We start from the raw sequence: 17,612 nt of genomic DNA on the forward strand, positions 1-17,612 counted from the left end.
TCTCAATTCCTTTCCACCGTCTGCTCCGGTGCCTGAGCTGCCGCGCGCCGGTAGCGCCGCATGCGCCAGCAGAAGAGCATGGCGCCGAGGCTCAGGAAGACGGCCGTGAGCACAGCGAACGCCTGATAGTCGCCGGCAAGGCGCGGCGAATGGCCCGCGAGGAAGAGCTCGCGCACGGTGTTCGAGAACCACGAGAGCGGGAACGCCTCGGCGACCGTCTGCAGCCAAGCGGGCATCGACTCCTGCGGCCAGGTGTAGCCCGACAGGATGAAGGCCGGCACCGGGTACATGATGATGGCCCGCACGAACTCCATCTCGCGCGGGAAGATGGCCGAGGCAAAGATGGCGAAGCTCATCGCCGCGATGATAAAGGCAGCGGCCAAACCGAGCAATGTGCCAAGAGGCGCCTTCAGCGGTATCGCGAAGACGTACTGCACGAGCACGGTGACGAGCAGGTACGAGAGCATGGCGAGCACGAAGTAGAGCACGAGCTTGGCGACGAGCAGCAGCCACGAAGGCCCCTGCCAGTCGCCCTCGCCCGCGCGCAGCTGCTCGTACTCGCCGCAGATCGCCGCGCCGACGGCGAAGAGGATGCCCTGCTGGAACGCGACCATCGCGAGGCCGAGCAGGAAGAAGAACATGTAGCCCTGCGTCGTGTTGTAGAGCACGCGCAGATGGGCGTGGACCGGCGAGATCATGTGCTGCAAGAGCTCCTCATCGCCACCCGTGCGCAGGGCGGTGCGCTCTGCGGCGAAGCGGTCCGAAAAGTCGGCGAGGATGTCCTGCATGGCCGAGCTCGTGATGTTCGTCAGGATGATGTTCGCGCCGTTGGCCATGTAGAGCACCTCGGCGCTCTGCCCTGTCTTGACCTTGCGCGAGAAGTCCGCCGGGATCTCGATGGCCGCATACGCCTGCTTCTGGCGCAGCGCCTCGCGCATATCCTCCTCGCTGTCGACAAAGAGAACGGCGCGCATGCTGTCGCTGCTCTCGATGTCGCGGACGAGCTCGCGCGAGAAGTGCGAGTTCTCCGCATCGTAGACGACGCACGGCACATCCTTGACGATGTTCGGCACGTAGAGCAGGCCGAAGACGATGAGGTAGGCCACGGCCGCGCCGAACAGGAAGACGAGGCGGCGCGGGTCGTGCAGGGCCGTGAGGAATTCACGCCGGATGGCCAAGAGCAGATCCTTCATACGGACCCCTCCTCTCCGGTCCAGAAGTGATGCTTGCGCCGCAGGTAGAAGAGCAGCGAGGCCACGAGCTGGCAGCCGAGACCGCCCAAGAGCATGACCAGACAGTTCTTGTAGAGCGCGGGCGCCGTGCCGCTCAGCAGGATGTCGCGCAGCGTGTCGCCGCCGTACGTCATCGGCATCAGCATGCCGAGCATTGAAGCGATGTCACTCATGTCGAAGTTCGGCCACGAGAGACCGCTGTAGAGCAGGCCCGGCATGATGTAAACCATCGGGGCCTGCAGCGAGAGCACGCGCGTCGGACAGCAGGCCGAGAAGACGTGCAGGACGCTGCTGACGAAGAAGATGAAGGCAGCGCCTAAGAGCACGGCCTCCGCCCAGCTGCCACGCATCGGCACGGCAAAGCCGTAGATGACGACGAGCAGCGCGAGCACGTAGGCTGTGAGCGCAAAGCACCAGTACGGCAGGCTCTTGCCGAGCAGGATCAGGAAGGCATTCCGATCGGCGAAGCGGCGCCTGAAGAGCTCCGTGACGAGCGCAGGCGCGAGCGAGAGCATGATGCCGATCTGCAGGCCATTCATCATGAGGCCCGAGAGCATGAAGGACGCGTAGCCGTTGGCCGGGTTGCCGAGGATGCGCACGCCCATGCGCACGGGATAGACGGATACGATGGCGTCATCCGGCAGCAGGCCCTGGCTCTCGAGCAGCTGCTGGCCCGCCGCCACAGAGAACGAGCGGCTGACCTCCTGCGAGGCGCTGATGGCCGCATTGCCGAACATGTTGTTCGACGAGTCGACCATCAGCAGGAAGTCCGTGCCCTGCCCCGACTTGAGCTCCTTGTCGAAGTCCCTCGGGATGGCCAGGGCCACGCGCGCCTCGCCCGCGTGGAGCGCATCGATCATCTCCTCTTCTGTGTCGACCTGCGCGACGAAGTCGAAGCGGTCCGCATCCGTGTAGGCCTGGATCAGCGAACGGCTCGTCGCCGACTGGTCCTCGTCCCAGACGACCATCGGGATGTGGTTGACGACGTTCTGCTGATAGACGAAGCCGAAGAGCACGGCAAAGCCGAGCGGCACGATGAAGGGCACGAGCGCCACGGGCGGCCTGCCCTTCACGAGGTACCAGAACTCATCGGCCGCGACCTCATAGATCGTGCGCAGTGCCGCGAGCAGCCGTGTCATGACGCATCACCGGCCAGGCGGAAGCGCATGCCCGGGCGCAGGACATCGGAGTCGACCTGTACCTTGACGTTGAAGCTGACGATATCCGTCTCATCGCCGCGCTCGCTCGTCGCGCGCTGTGTCGCGAATTCCGCTTTCTTGCTGATATCCGTGATGGTGCCCGTGACTTCCGTCTTGCCATCGCGGCCGATGAGCTTGACCTGCTGGCCGACGGCGTACTTCGAGAGCTCCGTCTCCGGCACCTTGATGTCGACCCAGTTGTCCTGCGGGTCCTGCACCGCGACGAGCGGCGTGCCATTCGAGATCATCGAGCCTTCTTCGATGTACTTCTGCGTGATGACACCGTCGAACGGCGCGCGGATCTCCGTCTCGTCGAGCGATACCTCGATGTTCTGCAGCGTGGCCTCCGCCTGCTCCAGCTTCATCGCCAGCGCCTGCTCATTGGCTCGCGAAGCGTCCGTCTGCAGCGTGCCGGCCTGTGCCTGGTTGACTGCCGCCTGCGCCTGCGCGTAGGTGGCCTGCGCCGTCTGGTACTTCGTGTCGTACTGGTCGAACGTCTGGCGCGAGACGGCGCCCTGCGCGAGGAGTTCCGCATAGCGGTCGTGGTCGGCCTGCGAGAGCGCGAGGTCCGCCCGCGCCTTGTCCGCCGTGGCCTGCGCCTGCGAGACGGCCGACGAAGTCGTGCCCGACTCCATGTTCGTCGTCACGGACGCCTGTGCCTGCTGGGCGCGCAGGGCGCGGATGCTGGCCTCAGCCTCGGCCTTCTGGGCCTCGAGGCTGCGCTTGTCGATGCGCGCGATGACCTGCCCTTCCTTGACTGTATCGCCCTCCTTGACGTAGAGCGCGACGACGCGGCCCGCGATCTTCGAGTTGACGTCGATCTCCTTCGCATCCGCGCGGCCCCATGTCGTCTTGTCGGCATCGGCCGTCCTGCCGCAGCCCGTGCAGATGAGCAGCGTCATCAGCATGGCCAGGCAGAGCGCCAAGATGCGCTCCCATTTTTTCATCCCCATCATCCTCATCGTCTTCTTGTTTCTCATGTTCCTCACCTCAATATTTTCATCTCCTATTATTTGAACACGTTCAAATAACGGCATGCGTCAGCCCATGATGCAGGCGCATGCGCATGGCGCCGCGCTGCCTTGATGCACCGGCTCAGATGGCCAGCGGCATCTCGACGAGTTCCTGTGCGATGTGCTGCCAGAGCTCCTCGCGGCCGCGCATGCGGTCCATCGTCGCCGCGATTTCCGCCTCCGGGACGCTCATAAGGCGCAGCGTGCCGCGGATGACCTCTGCGCGCGTCCGCGCGTCGTCCATCTCGTGCTCGAAGTAGAGCGCCGTGATACTCGCGCCCATCGCGCCCTTGATCAGCAGGTTCTTCTGGCGGTACTCCTCATCCGTGAAGCGCGTGCCGAACAGCCGCTTGGCAAACGAGGCAAAAAGGTCGACGAACTTCTCGAAGATGACCGGCGAGCGGTAGCACTCGAAGTAGATCTCGCGGATGCGCGGGTCGTCCTGCATCTTCTTGAGCTCCACCTCGCAGAGCACAGCGAACTTGAACGCGGCTGTCTCCCCCTCGCAGCACGTGTCAATCTTCTCGATGCACTGGTGGATGATGGACTCGAGCATCTCCGCGAAGATGGCTTCCTTGTTCTTGAAGAAGTAGTAGATGCTGCCCGTCAATACGCCCGACCGCTCCACGATGCTGCGGATCGTCGTCTTCTTGTACCCCTGCTCGATCAGCAATTCTTTGGCGCTTTCCAGCACGCGCTGCCGGATCTCCTGTGTGTGTTGTTTCATCTCATATTTCCCCCTGATTCTTTTTAAGTTGAACATGTTCAACTCCTTTGTTTATAATAATATTATACGGAAAAGATTTTCTATCGTCAAGAGAAAATCGCCATCTCGTTCAAGATCAGCATAGCAAAAGGCCGCCCTTTGCGGGGCGGCCTCTTGGCAGAGCCGTTATGCTCGGTGGTATTTGTTATTTCTCGTCCAGCAGCTCGACGAGTTCGTCGTAGTCCTGCTTGAGCTTATCGTATTCGTCGGCGAGCTGCAGCGCCGTGAGCACGGCAATCTTCGTGCCGTCAAAGCTCTTGACGCTGCCTGCCATCTTCTTCATCAGGTGATCCACGCCGGCCGCCAGCTTCTTGAGGCGCGCGGGGTCATCCGTCCGCAGCGGGTAGCTCTCGCCGAAAATCTCGACGACGACGCGCTGAGGCGCCTTTGGGTCCACATCAGCCATCTGATGCACCTCCGTCCTACTACTCTCTCAACAATGCCTCAAAATGACTCAGGCACGCAGCTCCGCATCGAAGTGCTTCTCGACAGCCTGGAGGATGTTCTTAAAGGCTGCATCGGCCTCATCATCCGTCAGCGTCTTGTCCTTCGACTGGAACTGCAGGTTGAAGGCCAGGCTCTTCTTGCCCTTCGCGACGTGCTCGCCCGTGTAGACGTCGAACAGCGTGACGCCCTTGAAGTGCTTGCCGCCATTCTTCGCGATGACGCGCTCGATATCAGCCGAGGCGACGCTCTCATCGACGACGATGGCGAGGTCACGCGCGATGGCCGGGTACTTCGGCAGCGACTCGAAGTGGAAGCTCTTGCCCGTGTACTTCATGAGTACCTCGAGGTCCATCTCGAAGAGGTAGACCTTCTGCTTGATGCCGAAGTTCACGGCAGCCTGCGGGTGAAGCTCGCCGACGGCGGCGATAACCTCGCGGCCCTTCTTGAAGAGGGCCGTCTTGCCCGGGTGCATGGCGAAGTGCTCGCCGGCCTCGACCGTGTACTTCGCGATGCCGAGTACGCGGAAGAGTTCCTCGACGATGCCCTTCATGTCGAAGAAGTCGACCATCTCATTCCCCTGGTTCCAGCCGACTTCCTCGCGGCGGCCCGTGATGAGGCCCGCGACCATCAGGCGCTCCTCCGGCAGTTCCGTCAGCGGCAGCTGTTTCGGCAGGAATACTGGTGCGACGTCGAAGAGCTTGATGTCGTTGTTCTTGCGCGAGAAGTTGCGCACGGCATTCTCCATGATGGAGGTCAAGAGGCACGTACGGACGAGCGGCGCCTCATCCGTCAGCGGGTTCAGGATGGGGACGGCCTGGCGAAGCGGCGAATCCTCTGGCACGAGCAGCTTGTCGAAGAGATCCGTGCTCGTAAAGGCGAACGACAGCTCTTCCGTCATGCCGAGGCTAACAAGTGTGTGCTTGATCTTGTCGACAAAGTTCTGCTTCGCGCTCTGCTTGCCCTGGACCATGCGCCCAAAAGGCGTCGTGCTCGCAATGTTGTCGAACCCATAGATGCGCGCGACTTCCTCCGAGAGGTCTTCCATGTACGTGCAGTCATTGCGCCACGACGGCACCGTGACATGGTAGCTCTCATTGCCCTTGGCCTCAACCTCAAAGCCCAGCGACGTCAGGATCTTGACCATCTCCTCGCCCGGGATAGCCGTGCCGAGTCGGTGATTGATCTCGTCCGTCGTGTAGTCGATCGTCACCGGCTGCTTCTTATCCGGGTAGCAGTCAACGACGCCCTGCGTGACCGTGCAGGCGCCCATGTCCTGCAACAGCTGGCAGGCGCGCTCGAGTGCGCGCGGCGTGTTCGTCACATCGACACCGCGCTCAAAGCGGCCCGAAGCCTCCGAGTGCAGGCCGCAGGCGCGCGCCGTGCGGCGGATACTCGGCCCGTTGAACGACGCAGCTTCGAGTACGACCGTCCGCGTCTTCTCCGTGACCTCCGTCTCGAGGCCGCCCATAATGCCTGCGAGACCCGCCGGATGCTCTGCATCCGCGATGACGAGCTCCGTGCCCTTGGCAAGGCGCGAGCTGTCGTCGAGCGTGTGGAGATTCTCGCCCGCTTTTGCGAGGCGGGCCGTCAGCGTGTGGCCCGTGATCTCGTCGTAGTCATAGGCATGCATCGGCTGGCCGAGCTCGATCATGACGAAGTTCGTCACATCGACGACATTGTTGATGGCGCGAATGCCAGCACCCTCGAGGCGCTGCTGCATCCACTCAGGCGACGGGCCGATCTTGACGTTCTTGATGACGCGCGCGCTGAAGCGGTCGCAGAGGTCGCGCGCCTCGATGCCGACCGAGACCATGTCCGCTGCCTTGGCTTCATCATCCTCCTTGCAGGCGATGACCGGCCATTTCGGCTTGTTGCCCGTCAGCACGGCAATCTCGCGCACAAGGCCGATGACACTGAAGCAGTCGCCGCGGTTTGCCGTGAGCTCGAACTCGAGCACGACATCGTCAAGGCCCAGCACGTCCTTGGCCGGCACGCCGACCGGCGTGCCCTCTGGCAGGATGTAGATGCCGTCCTTCTCCTCTTCTGTCAGCTTCGTGAGGTCGAGGTGGAGCTCGCCAGCCGAGCAGAGCATGCCGTTTGACGGCAGGCCGCGCAGCTTGCCCTTCTTGATGTGGAGGCCGTTCGGCAGATGCGCGCCGACCATCGCGACCGGCACGACCTGGCCCTCAGCCACATTCTGTGCGCCCGTGATGATCTGGATGAGCTCCTTCTCGCCGACGTTCATCTGGCAGATCTGGAGGTGATCCGAGTCCGGATGCTTCTCGAGTTTCTCGATGCGGCCCGTGACGACCTTGTCGAGGCCCTCGTCCGCGCGGATGACGTTCTCAACCGGCACGCCAGCCATCGTGAAGCGGTCAGCCAGCTCCTCTGCCGACCAGTCAAAATCAATATAGTCCTTCAACCACTTAATGGAAACTTGCATTGTCTATCTCCTCTCTCAGAACTGGCGCAGGAAGCGCATGTCGTTGTCGTAGAACAGGCGCAGGTCGTCGACGCCGTACGAGAGCATCGCGATGCGCTCCACGCCCATGCCGAAGGCGAAGCCCGAGACCTTCTTCGGATCGTAGCCGCTCATCTCCAGCACATGCGGATGGACCATGCCAGCGCCGAGGATCTCGAGCCAGCCCGTGCCCTTGCAGACCTTGCAGCCCTTGCCGTGGCACATGACGCAGGAGATATCGACCTCCGTCGACGGCTCCGTGAACGGGAAGAAGCTCGGACGCAGGCGGACCTTGACGTCCTCGCTGAAGATCTGGCGCAGGAAGAGCTCGAGCGTGCCCTTGAGGTCGGCAAACGTGATGCCCTCGTCGATGACGAGGCCTTCGACCTGCGTGAACATCGGCGAGTGCGTCGCATCGTACTCATCGCGGCGATAGACGCGGCCCGGCGCGATCATGCGGATCGGCGCGTTCGGCTCATTCTTCTGCATCGTGCGCGCCTGTACCGGCGACGTCTGCGAGCGCATGAGGATGTCCTCCGTGATGTAGAACGAATCCTGCATGTCGCGGGCCGGATGGTCCTTCGGCAGATTGAGTGCCTCGAAGTTGTAGTAGTCCTTCTCGATCTCCGGGCCTTCCTCGACGGAGAAGCCCATGCGGAAAAAGATGTCCTTGATGCGCTCGAGCGTCAGCGTCAGCGGGTGCAGATGGCCGAGCGGCTGCTGGCGGCCCGGCAGCGTGACGTCGATCTTCTCGCGCTCGAGACGTGCCTGCATCTCGCGAGCCTTGAGCTCCTCATTCTTCTGCTGGATGAGAGCAGCGATCTCCGCCTTCGCCTCGTTGACGATCTTGCCGACCTTCGGCCGGTCTTCCTTTGCCAGTGCTCCCATGCCGCGCAAGATGGTCGTGAACTCGCCCTTCTTGCCGAGGAACTTGACGCGGATATCGTCGAGCTCCGAGAGATTCCCTGCAGCGTTCTTGATTGCCTCGGCAGCCTGTGCCTTCAGCTGTTCAATCTTGTCCTCCATACTGACCTCCTAGAAAATAAAAAACCTCCGCCCCCGAAAACGAGGGGCGAAGGTAGGATTCGCGGTACCACCCTGATTTGTAGCTTCGTTTGGCTCTAACGCAGCCCTGCGTCCGCCATTTCCTGCGGAGACTCCGAAGCGAACTTCACCTGTGCACACCATCCTGCTCCCAGTCCAGGCAGGACTCCCTGTCGATGCGCGCTCAGGATACTCTTCTTCATCATCGTCATGATTCTCTTAATATAGCACAACGACGTGGAAAATGCAAATCGTCCTCTTTGCCCCTGCCGCATGCATCGCATGTATCGCACATATAAAAGATAGAAATTGATAGAATGGGAAATACCTGATATAATATTGGAAGTCATCTTTTGTCGTAGCTGTTGTTATTCTTGGTTCTATTTTCGAATTCTTTTCAAAAAAGGGAGATTTTTACAACTATGTTACTCAATCGCAAATCGGTAGAGCTCCTGGCCCCGGCCGGCACGTGGGACGCGCTGGTCGCTGGCGTGGAGTCTGGCGCAGATGCTGTCTATCTCGGCGGCAAGCACTTCAACATGCGCATGCACGAGGGCGAATTCAACTTCGACGATGCGCTCTTGAAGAAGGCCATCGACTACGCGCATGAACACGGCGTGCGCCTCTACATCACGCTCAACAACCTCATCAGCAACGAGGAGATCCCGGCGCTGCGCGAATACCTCGCCTACCTCAACGAAATCCGCCCCGACGCACTGCTCGTACAGGATTTCGCGGTGCTCGAGCTCGTGCACGAGATGGGCATCACGATCCCGCTGCACACGTCGGTCATGATGAACACCCACAATGAGCATGCCATCGAGAAGCTCAAGGAATACGGCATCACGCGCATCGTCGTCGGCCGTGAGATGACGCTCTCCGAGCTCAGCCTCTTCCGCGAGCGCACGGGCATCGAGGTCGAGTACTTCATGCACGGCGACATGTGCATCAGCGAGTCGGGGCAGTGCATCCACTCAGGCGTGCTCTTCGGCCAGAGCGGCAATCGCGGCCGCTGCCTCAAGCCGTGCCGTTGGGCCTACAAGCTCATCGACGAGAAGACGGGCGAAGTCCTCGACAAAGATGGCCCCGGTGCCTACAAGCTCGCCCTCAAGGACATGTGCATGTACCGCGCCATCCCGCAGCTCATCCAGGCAGGCGTCTTCTCCTTCAAGATTGAAGGCCGCATGCGCCCGGCTGGCTTCATCCGCCGCATCGTCTCGACGTACCGCAAGGCCATCGATGCCTACATCGCAGATCCGAACGGCTACACGACAGATGAAGAGGGCTGGAAGACGCTCTACGACAACCGCGCGCGCGATTTCACGACGACGTTCGCCTTCGGCCAGCCGGGCAAGAAAGACATCGGCTTCACGGGTGAGCGCGAGCCGCGCTTCTTCAGCCATGCGGTCAAGGAGGCAGGCTTCCAGGATGAGGTGCTGCGCCAGGAATGCGATATCGAGAAAGAGAATGCAGCGCACCGCGTGCTCAGTGTGCGCTGCAATACGGTCGAATCAGCCAAGGCAGCTATCCGTAGCGGCGCCGATACGGTCTATGTCGGCGGCGAGGCCTTCCGCCCGCTGCGCCCGTGGAAGCTCGGCGACTACGAAGAGATTCTCGCCTACGCGAAGGGCAAGGCGCGCGTCGTCGTCACGACGCCACGCACGACAATGCGCCGCGAGTGCGGTGAACTCGAGCAGTTCTTCACGGCGCTGCGCGAGATCAGACCGGACGGCCTGATGGTCAGCAACCTCGGTTCGCTGAAACTCGCGCAGAGCATCACGGATCTGCCAGTGCAGGCCGATATCTCGTTCAACCTCTTCAACCAGCTCGCCGCAAAGTTCCTGAAGGAAAACGGCCTGTCCATGGCCGCGACATCGTACGAGCTCTCATTCGAGCAGCTGCGCGAAATCGTCGAGACGGCAGAACTGCCGCTCGAGACGGTCGTACACGGCTCCTACGAGTCGATGATCTGTGACCATGACTTCCCGGCAATGAGCCTGCCGGAATTCAACGAGCTCGACAACCCGGAGGTCCTCGACCGCCACTACGCGCTCCTCGACACGGCCGGCGAGAAACACGCCATCCGCATTGACCAGTACGGGCGCAATCATCTCTACTTCGCCAAGGACCTCTGCCTCTACCCGTACCTCGCGAAGTTCAACGGCCTTGCTTCCTACCGCATCGAAGCGCAGGACTACACGCCGGAGCTCACGGGCCGCGTGACGAAGCTCTACCGCGAGGCGCTCGACGCGCTCGCAGCCGGCAAGAGCGCTGAAGAAGCCTTCGACCACGCAGCGTTCGAGGAAGTCGAGCGCCTGAGCCCGCGCGAGTGGGGAATCGGCACCTATCGCTTCCGCCAGAGCCGCAACTCCATCTGACCGGCACCCGCTTCATCATATACCACGATACATCCATCACATGCATTAGGAGGGTTTCATTTGGCAGAGAAAGCTTACATCGGCCCAGAGGCCATCATCGAGAAAAAGAAAAAGTACATCATGCCGTGTCTCGGCCACTTCTACAAGGAGCCGCGTCAGTTCGTCAAGGGCTCGATGCAGTACCTCTACGACAGCGAGGGACGCAAGTACCTCGACTGCTTCGCAGGCGTATCGGTCATGAACTGCGGCCACTGCAATCCGGAGATCACGAAGAAAGTCCAGGAGCAGGTCGGCACGCTGCAGCACGTCTGCAACATCTACCTGACGGAGAACTTCGTGAACCTCGCCGAAAAGCTCGCCGAAGTGACGCCGGGCAAGCTGCAGAAGACGTTCTTCTGCTCGACCGGCTCAGAGGCCACGGAGGGCGCGCTGCTGCTCGCCTCCATCTACACGGGCAACAACGAGATTATCGCCCTGCGGAACGGCCTGCACGGCCGCACGAAGCTCGGCATGAGCGTGACGGGCATCCAGATGTGGCGCACGGATGAGAATCCTGTCGGCGGCATCCACTTCGCACCGAACCCGTACTGCTACCGCTGCCCGCTCGGCAAGAAGCGCGAGACGTGTGACCTCGCCTGCGCCAACATGGTCGAGGACGTCATCCAGACGTCAACGGCCGGTCATCCCGGCGCCTTCATCGCGGAGACGATCCAGGGCAATGCAGGCATCGTCGTGCCGCCTGAGGGATACTTCCAGCGCGTCAAGGAAATCCTCGCACAGCACAACACGCTCTTCATCGCCGACGAAGTCCAGACGGGCTTTGGACGCACGGGCAGGATGTTTGCCATCGAGAACTTCGGCGTCGTGCCGGACATCATGGCCGTAGCCAAGGCACTCGGCAACGGCGCTCCGATCTCGGCCTTCATCTCGACGGCGGAGATTGCCGATACCTACACGCGCCCGGGCGCCTCGACGCTCGGCGGCAACCCCGTCTCGACGACGGCCGGCCTCGCCGTGCTCGACTACATCGAGAAGCACGACCTCTGCCAGAATGCCAGCGAGCGCGGCGAGCAGCTGCGCGCCGGCCTGCGCGAGATCCAGAAGCGCCATGCCATCATCGGCGATATCCGCGGCCTCGGCCTCATGACGGGTGCTGAGTTCGTTCACGCCGACAAGAGCCCTGCTGCCGCAGAGCTCGACGATGTACTCGAGACGCTCAAAGACCGCGGCTTCATCATCGGCAAGAACGGCGTCGCCCGCAACGTCATGGCCTTCCAGCCGCCGCTCGTCATCACGGCAGAAGACATCGACAACGTGCTCAATGCACTCGAGATGGTGCTGACCGAGAAGAAGCTCTGATACGCTTCACTGCACATCTCCGACAATGAAATGAGCCCCGACACAAAAAGGCCACCCCCATCAACAAGGGGCGGCCTTTTTGCATCCAGGTCATCATCCTTTATGCGTTATCGTTCTTCACTTCATCGGGATTGGGCTTCGTCTCGCTGCCACGCTCCTCTTCCGGCAGGAAAGCGAGCTTCTTCGCCTTTTCGGCATCCGCCCTGTCGTCTTTCGCTTCATCTGCGAGGAGTTTCTGCTCGGCGGCTTCGACCTGCGGTTCTTCCGCTTTGTCACCTTCGAGGATCTTCATGAACTCTTCGCCGGTGATTGTCTCCTTCTCGTAGAGGTACGAGGCGAGCGCGTCAAGCTTGTCCATGTGGGCCTTCAATAGGCCGATGGCCTTCTCGTGCTGCTTGCGCACGAGCTCGACGACCTTCTTGTCGATCTGCTGCTGCGTAGCAGCAGAGCAGGTCAGGCTCGTATCGCCGCCGAGGTAGCGGTTGTTGACCGTCTCCATGGCGACCATGTCGAATTCCTCGCTCATGCCGTAGCGCGTGATCATCGCACGGGCGAGCTTCGTCGCCTGCTCGATATCATTCGAGGCGCCCGTGCTGACGAGGCCGAACTTGACCTCCTCGGCTGCGCGGCCGGCCGTGAACGTCGCGATCTTGTTCTCGAGCTCCTCGCGGGAGAGAATGTACTTATCCTGCTGCTCGACCTGCATCGTGTAGCCGAGAGCACCTGACGTGCGCGGGATGATGGTAATCTTCTGGACCGGTGCGGAGTGCGACTGCAGAGCCGCGACGAGCGCATGGCCGATCTCGTGATAGGCGACCGTGCGCTTCTCGGCATCCGACAGGATGGCGTTCTTCTTCTGGTAGCCAGCGATAACGACCTCGATGCTCTCCTCGAGATCCGCCTCCGTCACCTCGCTGCGGCCCGAGCGCACAGCGCGCAGCGCGCCCTCGTTGATGATGTTGGCGAGCTCTGCGCCAGAGGCACCGGCGGCCATGCGCGCGATCGTGTGGAAGTTGACATCGTCCGCCATGCGGACCTTCTTTGCATGCACCTTGAGGATGTCCTCACGTCCCTTGAGGTCCGGCAGCTCGACCGGCACGCGGCGGTCAAAACGGCCGGGGCGCAGCAGCGCCGGGTCAAGCGAATCGGGGCGGTTCGTCGCAGCGAGGATGATGACGCCCGTATTGCCCTCAAAGCCGTCCATCTCAGTCAGCAGCTGGTTGAGCGTCTGCTCGCGCTCGTCATTGCCCATCGTGGCGCCCGTGCGCTTCTGGCCGATTGCATCGATCTCATCGATGAAGACGATGCACGGCGCCTTCTCCTTGGCCTGCTTGAAGAGATCGCGGACCTTCGAAGCACCCATGCCGACGAACATCTCGACGAACTCCGAGCCGGCAATCGAGAAGAACGGCACATTGGCCTCGCCGGCGACAGCCTTCGCGAGCATCGTCTTGCCGGTGCCCGGAGGGCCGACGAGCAGCACGCCCTTCGGCATCGAGGCGCCGATGCTCGTGTACTTCGCAGGATTGTGCAGATAGTCGACAATCTCGGAGAGGTTCTCCTTGGCCTCATCCTCGCCAGCCACATCACTGAAGTGGATGCCCTCCGACGATGGCACGTATATCTTCGCCTGATTGCCTGAGCCGCCGAACATCATCGAGTTACCCCCTGCCCGGTCCATGATCTTGCGGCTCATATACTGGCCAATGGCGAAGAAAATCAAGAGCGGCAGGATCCAGGCCAGGAAGAAACTCATGAGCGGCGATGTCTCCTCCTTGATATCCTGTGTGAAGGTCGCCCCCGACTCCATCAGTCGCTGCGCCAGCGTCGGATCGTTCATGATGCCGGTCTTGTACTTCTTGTGGTCGTCCTTGACCGTGTAGAGGATCTGGTTCGACTGGATCTCGACGTGGTCGACCGTCTTGTCGTCGATGGACTGCATGAACGTGCTGTAGTCGACCGGCACGATCTGTGCCTGCTCCATGTAAGGCCTGGCCATCTCGTTGAAGAGAAGGATCAGGGCCAAGACGACGATATAGTAAAAGGCCATCGGCTTCTTTGGCGATTTAACTTCTTTCATAGTAGTCACCTCCAGATAAAGAAAAGCCCCCGCAGCCTCTCGCGGGGGCACGATCATGCTCGTACGTAGAGTGTCTTGACGACGATGTCCACCTCGTGGACAATCATGCCGGTCATGAACTCGACATGGCTCGTGACCTTCTCCTGCGCCTGCTTCAGGAGCGTCGGGATGTGGTTGCCGTACGTCAGCACGACGTTGCAGGAGATGCGCAGTCCCTGGTCCTCATCGCCGACGAAGAGGTGCTTGACCTCCACATCGCTGACCTTGCTGAAAGGCCCCTCTGCGAGGATGACGTGGCGCACGATGCCCTTGATGGCGGAATCATCGATGACGAGCTTGCCGTAATAGCTGAAGACCGGCCTGACGATAGACTTCTCGCCCAGGCGGCGCCGCCGCGTCGAGGAGCGCTTGAAGAACGACTGGAGCGGATCGATGAGGTAGCCGGAAAAATGCGGCTTGAGCTCAATCGTCGGCACCGGGATGATGTGCTTCCCCTGTTTGACGCGGTAGAAGCGCGCCTTCTCCATCTCTGACCGCGTGGCGATGTCCTCGATGCGGATGATCTTCGCGATGGGCGGCAGGCGCAGGGCCTTCGTGATCTTCTGGACCATGTTCTCCGAGGTGCCGAGGATCAGGATGCGGTGCGGCTTCGAGTTCTCGATGGCCTTGCGCACCTCCTCTGCATGACCCGGCAGTACAAAGATAGCCCGGCGGACGGCCATGATCTTGCTCTGCTCCTTCTTGGCAGAGTGGCCCGCCAAGATCTTGCCGTCCTTAATGAGGATGCCATCATCGATGATGGCATCGGCACCATTCTTATGCGCGACAATCAGCGCGCGATGACTCTTTCCGGTCCCACTTGGACCGACTAAGGCAATGACATCCATCTTTTTCCCCTTGCTTTCAGAGTTTCTGGGCCGGGCGGTATAGTTTCTCCGCCCAGCAGTCATCGATGGTGAAGACGCCGAGGTCCTGCGGGTAGCGCGTCGCGAAGCCATGGTAATCTGAGCCGCCCGTCACGAGCAACTGATAGCGCTTCGCCATGTCGAGGTAACGCGCTGTGTCAGCTTCATCGTGCTGCGGATAGAAGACCTCGAGACCCTCGATGCCGCGGCAACAGAGCTCCTCGACAAGCCTGTCGTCACCGATGAGCTTCGGGTGCGCGAGCACGGGAGTACCACCAGCCGCCTTGATGAGGCCGATGATGTCCTCGACCTCAAGGTGATAATGCGGCACATAGGCGGGCTTGCCCTTCATGAGCATCGCTTCAAAGGCATCGCGGACCGTCAGGAAATACCCCTTCTTGACGAGGACGCGTCCGATGTGAGAGCGGCTGATGGAACGGCTCGTGCCCGCAATCGTCAGGACCTCTGTCTCGCTGATCTCATAGCCGAGATGCTGGAGCTTCTCCACCATCTCGCTGAAGCGCGTCCAGCGCGCCTCTGTGACATCGTTGAGCTTATCGACGAGTTCTCCGTAATAGATGTCGACATTGTATCCCAAGATGTGGATTTCACGCGTCGGATGATGCGCGCTGAACTCTATCCCGGGGATGATGTGTATCCCCCTCGCCGGGTACAGGCCGTTCTCGTAGAGATGGCTGATCCCTTCCACGGTATCGTGGTCCGTGATGGCCATGTACGTGAGGCCAGCCTCCTTCGCCTTTGCCACGAGTTCCTCAGGCGTCAATTTGCCGTCCGAGTACGTCGTGTGCATATGCAAATCACTTGGCATCCTGATTTCACTCCTAAATCGTCTCTTGATCCATCATCAGAGCCGCCTCAGCGGGGCTCCACAATCAGCTTGATTGCCGTGCGCTCTTCCCCGTCGATCTTGATGTCGGTGAAGGCCGGGATGCAGATGAGATCGACGCCGTGTGGTGCGACAAAGCCACGGGCAATCGCGACGGCCTTGACGGCCTGATTGAGCGCACCGGCTCCGATGGCCTGCATCTCCGCACTCCCATTCTCACGGATCACGCCAGCCAATGCGCCGGCAACAGAATTCGGATTCGACTTTGCAGAAACTTTCAAGACTTCCATGATTAGCACGACCTCCTTGTTCACCTACTGCTGGAATATGAATCGCTATGCATGCTGTTATTCATACTATCACTAGTTTCTATTATTCGTCGTCGAGCATGGAAATCCTTCTTTTCCCGCGCTATTTCTCAAAAGTGTGTTTGCACTCCGTGCTCAGAGCGCATCTTCCTGCAGCATGATGCGCTCGATGCCGCAAGTCTTGTTTGTCGCCGTGTCGATCTCGACGATCAAGGCTGAGTAGACGCAGGGGCCTTCAGCGACATCGAAGCGGACGGGCATGGCCGTCGTGAACTTCTTGAGGATGAGGTCAGTCTTGACGCCGAGCACAGAGTCGCGCGGACCGACCATGCCGAGATCCGTGATATAGGCCGTGCCCTGCGGCAGGATGCGCTCATCGGCTGTCTGCACGTGTGTGTGCGTGCCGACGACGCCGTTGACGCGGCCATCGAGGTACCAGCCCATTGCAATCTTCTCGGACGTCGTCTCTGCATGGAAGTCCAGGAAAATGATGTCGCACTCATCCTGCATCTCGTGCAGGAGCGCCTCGACCTTCTGGAAGGGGCAGTCGAGTGGCGGCATGAAGGCGCGGCCCGAGAGGTTCATGACACCGATGTTCTTCGCCTTGAACGGGTACGAGCACCAGCCCTTGCCAGGCGTGCCCTCTGGATAATTGGCTGGGCGGATCAGGAATGGCTCCTGATCGATGAACTCGAGCACATCCCGCTTGTCCCAGACGTGATTACCCGATGTGATGACATCGGCACCGCCGCGATAGAGCTCATCGAGCGACTTGCGTGTGAAGCCCTTGCCGCCCGCGGAGTTCTCGCCATTGACGATGACGACGTCAATAGCCTTCTCCTTGCGCAGCTTCGGCGTGATCTTGCAGAATGCCCGTCGGCCCGAGTGGCCGATGACATCTCCTACCAGCATGACTTTCAACATATCTCCCTCTTTCTTCTGCACAGCAGCGTATCAGCGCGTCAGCGATTGTAGACGACGACGCGGTCGTTCTCGCGCAGGCCGACCATGTGCATGCGGAAGCGGAACTCCCGCCGCTGGACCTGGTCGAGCATCTGGTCGAGAAGCTCACTCTGCACCGTCGCGAAGTCCTCTTCGAGCTTCTGCAGCGAGTGCTCGTCGACGAGCAGCGCCTTGCCGAAGCGCTCCGTGAACAGGCGTGCGATGAGCGTCAGCTCGTCGCGCTCGAGTGTCATGACATCGCGCTCGACATGGAACATGACCGTCTTTTTCTCGGCAGAGACTTCCTCGACCCAGATGTTGGCGCCGACCTCTTCGTCGGCGACCAGCACGTGGTATGTCTCAATGCTCTCCGAGAGAAGCCGCGCAAAGGCATCGAGCTCGCGTGCGGGGTAATCGCCGCGTACGATGAACTCAAACGTCAGCGTCGAGCGTCGCGGATCGTACGACAAAGAGCTGATCTCCGGATAGCAGACGAGCATCGAAGCCAGGAACTGGATGCCTGCCTTCTCCTCCTCTTTGCTGCGCTGTGATCTGAAACCAAACATGATAGTATCCTCTTAACAGACTGAGGGTCCGGGACAAAGCCCGCACCCTCAGTACAGCAGAACCG

The 17,612-nt window shown here is 60.7% G+C and carries 15 protein-coding genes; 2 read left to right on the forward strand and 13 right to left on the reverse strand.

Features of this window, described 5'->3' with window-relative positions; genetic code table 11:
* Positions 1-2: 2 nt before the first annotated feature.
* The 7 genes from QDI87_RS03615 to pheS form a co-directional block, all read right to left on the reverse strand.
* Positions 3-1,193, reverse strand: a complete 1,191-nt coding sequence (locus tag QDI87_RS03615; protein ID WP_270843289.1) for an ABC transporter permease — start codon at positions 1,191-1,193, stop codon at positions 3-5.
* Positions 1,190-2,371, reverse strand: coding sequence for an ABC transporter permease (locus tag QDI87_RS03620; protein ID WP_270843291.1), 1,182 nt, complete (start codon positions 2,369-2,371; stop codon positions 1,190-1,192). The genes QDI87_RS03615 and QDI87_RS03620 overlap by 4 nt, the downstream gene beginning before the upstream one ends.
* On the reverse strand, positions 2,368-3,378 hold the full coding sequence (locus QDI87_RS03625; protein ID WP_278742254.1) for an HlyD family secretion protein: 1,011 nt from the start codon (positions 3,376-3,378) through the stop codon (positions 2,368-2,370). Before QDI87_RS03625 ends, QDI87_RS03620 begins: the two co-directional genes overlap by 4 nt.
* A 148-nt stretch (positions 3,379-3,526) precedes the next feature.
* The gene (locus QDI87_RS03630) at positions 3,527-4,171 is read right to left on the reverse strand and encodes a TetR/AcrR family transcriptional regulator (RefSeq protein ID WP_270843380.1); all 645 of its coding nucleotides are present in this window, start codon (positions 4,169-4,171) and stop codon (positions 3,527-3,529) included.
* 184 nt (positions 4,172-4,355) lie between these two features.
* Positions 4,356-4,616: a cell division protein ZapA gene (locus QDI87_RS03635; protein ID WP_005842329.1), complete on the reverse strand. Its 261-nt coding sequence runs from the start codon at positions 4,614-4,616 to the stop codon at positions 4,356-4,358.
* Positions 4,617-4,664: 48 nt separating this feature from the next.
* Positions 4,665-7,100, reverse strand: a complete 2,436-nt coding sequence (gene pheT / locus QDI87_RS03640; protein ID WP_278742255.1) for a phenylalanine--tRNA ligase subunit beta — start codon at positions 7,098-7,100, stop codon at positions 4,665-4,667.
* A gap of 15 nt (positions 7,101-7,115) precedes the next feature.
* Positions 7,116-8,144: a phenylalanine--tRNA ligase subunit alpha gene (pheS, locus tag QDI87_RS03645; RefSeq protein ID WP_005842326.1), complete on the reverse strand. Its 1,029-nt coding sequence runs from the start codon at positions 8,142-8,144 to the stop codon at positions 7,116-7,118.
* 440 nt (positions 8,145-8,584) lie between these two features.
* Between pheS and QDI87_RS03650 the strand changes: the two genes are divergently transcribed.
* Positions 8,585-10,540, forward strand: a complete 1,956-nt coding sequence (locus tag QDI87_RS03650) for a peptidase U32 family protein (RefSeq protein WP_278742258.1) — start codon at positions 8,585-8,587, stop codon at positions 10,538-10,540.
* A gap of 120 nt (positions 10,541-10,660) precedes the next feature.
* The gene (locus QDI87_RS03655) at positions 10,661-11,899 is read left to right on the forward strand and encodes an aspartate aminotransferase family protein (protein WP_244881844.1); all 1,239 of its coding nucleotides are present in this window, start codon (positions 10,661-10,663) and stop codon (positions 11,897-11,899) included.
* A gap of 100 nt (positions 11,900-11,999) precedes the next feature.
* Here the strand turns inward: QDI87_RS03655 and ftsH are convergent, their stop codons facing one another.
* The 6 genes from ftsH to QDI87_RS03685 form a co-directional block, all read right to left on the reverse strand.
* Positions 12,000-13,979, reverse strand: a complete 1,980-nt coding sequence (gene ftsH / locus QDI87_RS03660; protein ID WP_255240460.1) for an ATP-dependent zinc metalloprotease FtsH — start codon at positions 13,977-13,979, stop codon at positions 12,000-12,002.
* A gap of 53 nt (positions 13,980-14,032) precedes the next feature.
* The gene (locus tag QDI87_RS03665) at positions 14,033-14,866 is read right to left on the reverse strand and encodes an Asp23/Gls24 family envelope stress response protein (RefSeq protein ID WP_255240461.1); all 834 of its coding nucleotides are present in this window, start codon (positions 14,864-14,866) and stop codon (positions 14,033-14,035) included.
* A gap of 16 nt (positions 14,867-14,882) precedes the next feature.
* Positions 14,883-15,713 carry a PHP domain-containing protein gene (locus tag QDI87_RS03670; RefSeq protein ID WP_278742261.1) on the reverse strand — a complete coding sequence of 277 codons (831 nt, stop codon included), beginning with the start codon at positions 15,711-15,713 and terminating at the stop codon, positions 14,883-14,885.
* 47 nt (positions 15,714-15,760) lie between these two features.
* Entirely contained in the window at positions 15,761-16,021 is a 261-nt protein-coding gene (locus tag QDI87_RS03675; protein ID WP_036377856.1) for a stage V sporulation protein S, read from the reverse strand.
* Positions 16,022-16,174: 153 nt separating this feature from the next.
* Positions 16,175-16,960 carry a TIGR00282 family metallophosphoesterase gene (locus QDI87_RS03680; protein WP_255240494.1) on the reverse strand — a complete coding sequence of 262 codons (786 nt, stop codon included), beginning with the start codon at positions 16,958-16,960 and terminating at the stop codon, positions 16,175-16,177.
* A gap of 41 nt (positions 16,961-17,001) precedes the next feature.
* The gene (locus QDI87_RS03685; RefSeq protein ID WP_051652250.1) at positions 17,002-17,547 is read right to left on the reverse strand and encodes a hypothetical protein; all 546 of its coding nucleotides are present in this window, start codon (positions 17,545-17,547) and stop codon (positions 17,002-17,004) included.
* Positions 17,548-17,612: the final 65 nt, after the last annotated feature.

The organism is Mitsuokella jalaludinii, from assembly GCF_928722185.1.
GTDB classification, from domain to species: Bacteria; Bacillota; Negativicutes; order Selenomonadales; family Selenomonadaceae; genus Mitsuokella; species Mitsuokella jalaludinii.

What these genes read in the sequence shown, in the direction of transcription:
- QDI87_RS03635 (WP_005842329.1), bottom strand. Translation starts at nt 4,616, where the DNA reads ATGGCTGATGTGGACCCAAAGGCGCCTCAGCGCGTCGTCGTCGAGATT.
- QDI87_RS03665 (WP_255240461.1), bottom strand. Translation starts at nt 14,866, where the DNA reads ATGGATGTCATTGCCTTAGTCGGTCCAAGTGGGACCGGAAAGAGTCAT.
- QDI87_RS03650 (WP_278742258.1), top strand. Translation starts at nt 8,585, where the DNA reads ATGTTACTCAATCGCAAATCGGTAGAGCTCCTGGCCCCGGCCGGCACG.
- QDI87_RS03620 (WP_270843291.1), bottom strand. Translation starts at nt 2,371, where the DNA reads ATGACACGGCTGCTCGCGGCACTGCGCACGATCTATGAGGTCGCGGCC.
- ftsH (WP_255240460.1), bottom strand. Translation starts at nt 13,979, where the DNA reads ATGAAAGAAGTTAAATCGCCAAAGAAGCCGATGGCCTTTTACTATATC.
- QDI87_RS03670 (WP_278742261.1), bottom strand. Translation starts at nt 15,713, where the DNA reads ATGCCAAGTGATTTGCATATGCACACGACGTACTCGGACGGCAAATTG.
- QDI87_RS03630 (WP_270843380.1), bottom strand. Translation starts at nt 4,171, where the DNA reads ATGAAACAACACACACAGGAGATCCGGCAGCGCGTGCTGGAAAGCGCC.
- QDI87_RS03675 (WP_036377856.1), bottom strand. Translation starts at nt 16,021, where the DNA reads ATGGAAGTCTTGAAAGTTTCTGCAAAGTCGAATCCGAATTCTGTTGCC.
- QDI87_RS03685 (WP_051652250.1), bottom strand. Translation starts at nt 17,547, where the DNA reads ATGTTTGGTTTCAGATCACAGCGCAGCAAAGAGGAGGAGAAGGCAGGC.
- pheS (WP_005842326.1), bottom strand. Translation starts at nt 8,144, where the DNA reads ATGGAGGACAAGATTGAACAGCTGAAGGCACAGGCTGCCGAGGCAATC.
- QDI87_RS03625 (WP_278742254.1), bottom strand. Translation starts at nt 3,378, where the DNA reads ATGAAAAAATGGGAGCGCATCTTGGCGCTCTGCCTGGCCATGCTGATG.
- QDI87_RS03615 (WP_270843289.1), bottom strand. Translation starts at nt 1,193, where the DNA reads ATGAAGGATCTGCTCTTGGCCATCCGGCGTGAATTCCTCACGGCCCTG.
- pheT (WP_278742255.1), bottom strand. Translation starts at nt 7,100, where the DNA reads ATGCAAGTTTCCATTAAGTGGTTGAAGGACTATATTGATTTTGACTGG.
- QDI87_RS03655 (WP_244881844.1), top strand. Translation starts at nt 10,661, where the DNA reads ATGCCGTGTCTCGGCCACTTCTACAAGGAGCCGCGTCAGTTCGTCAAG.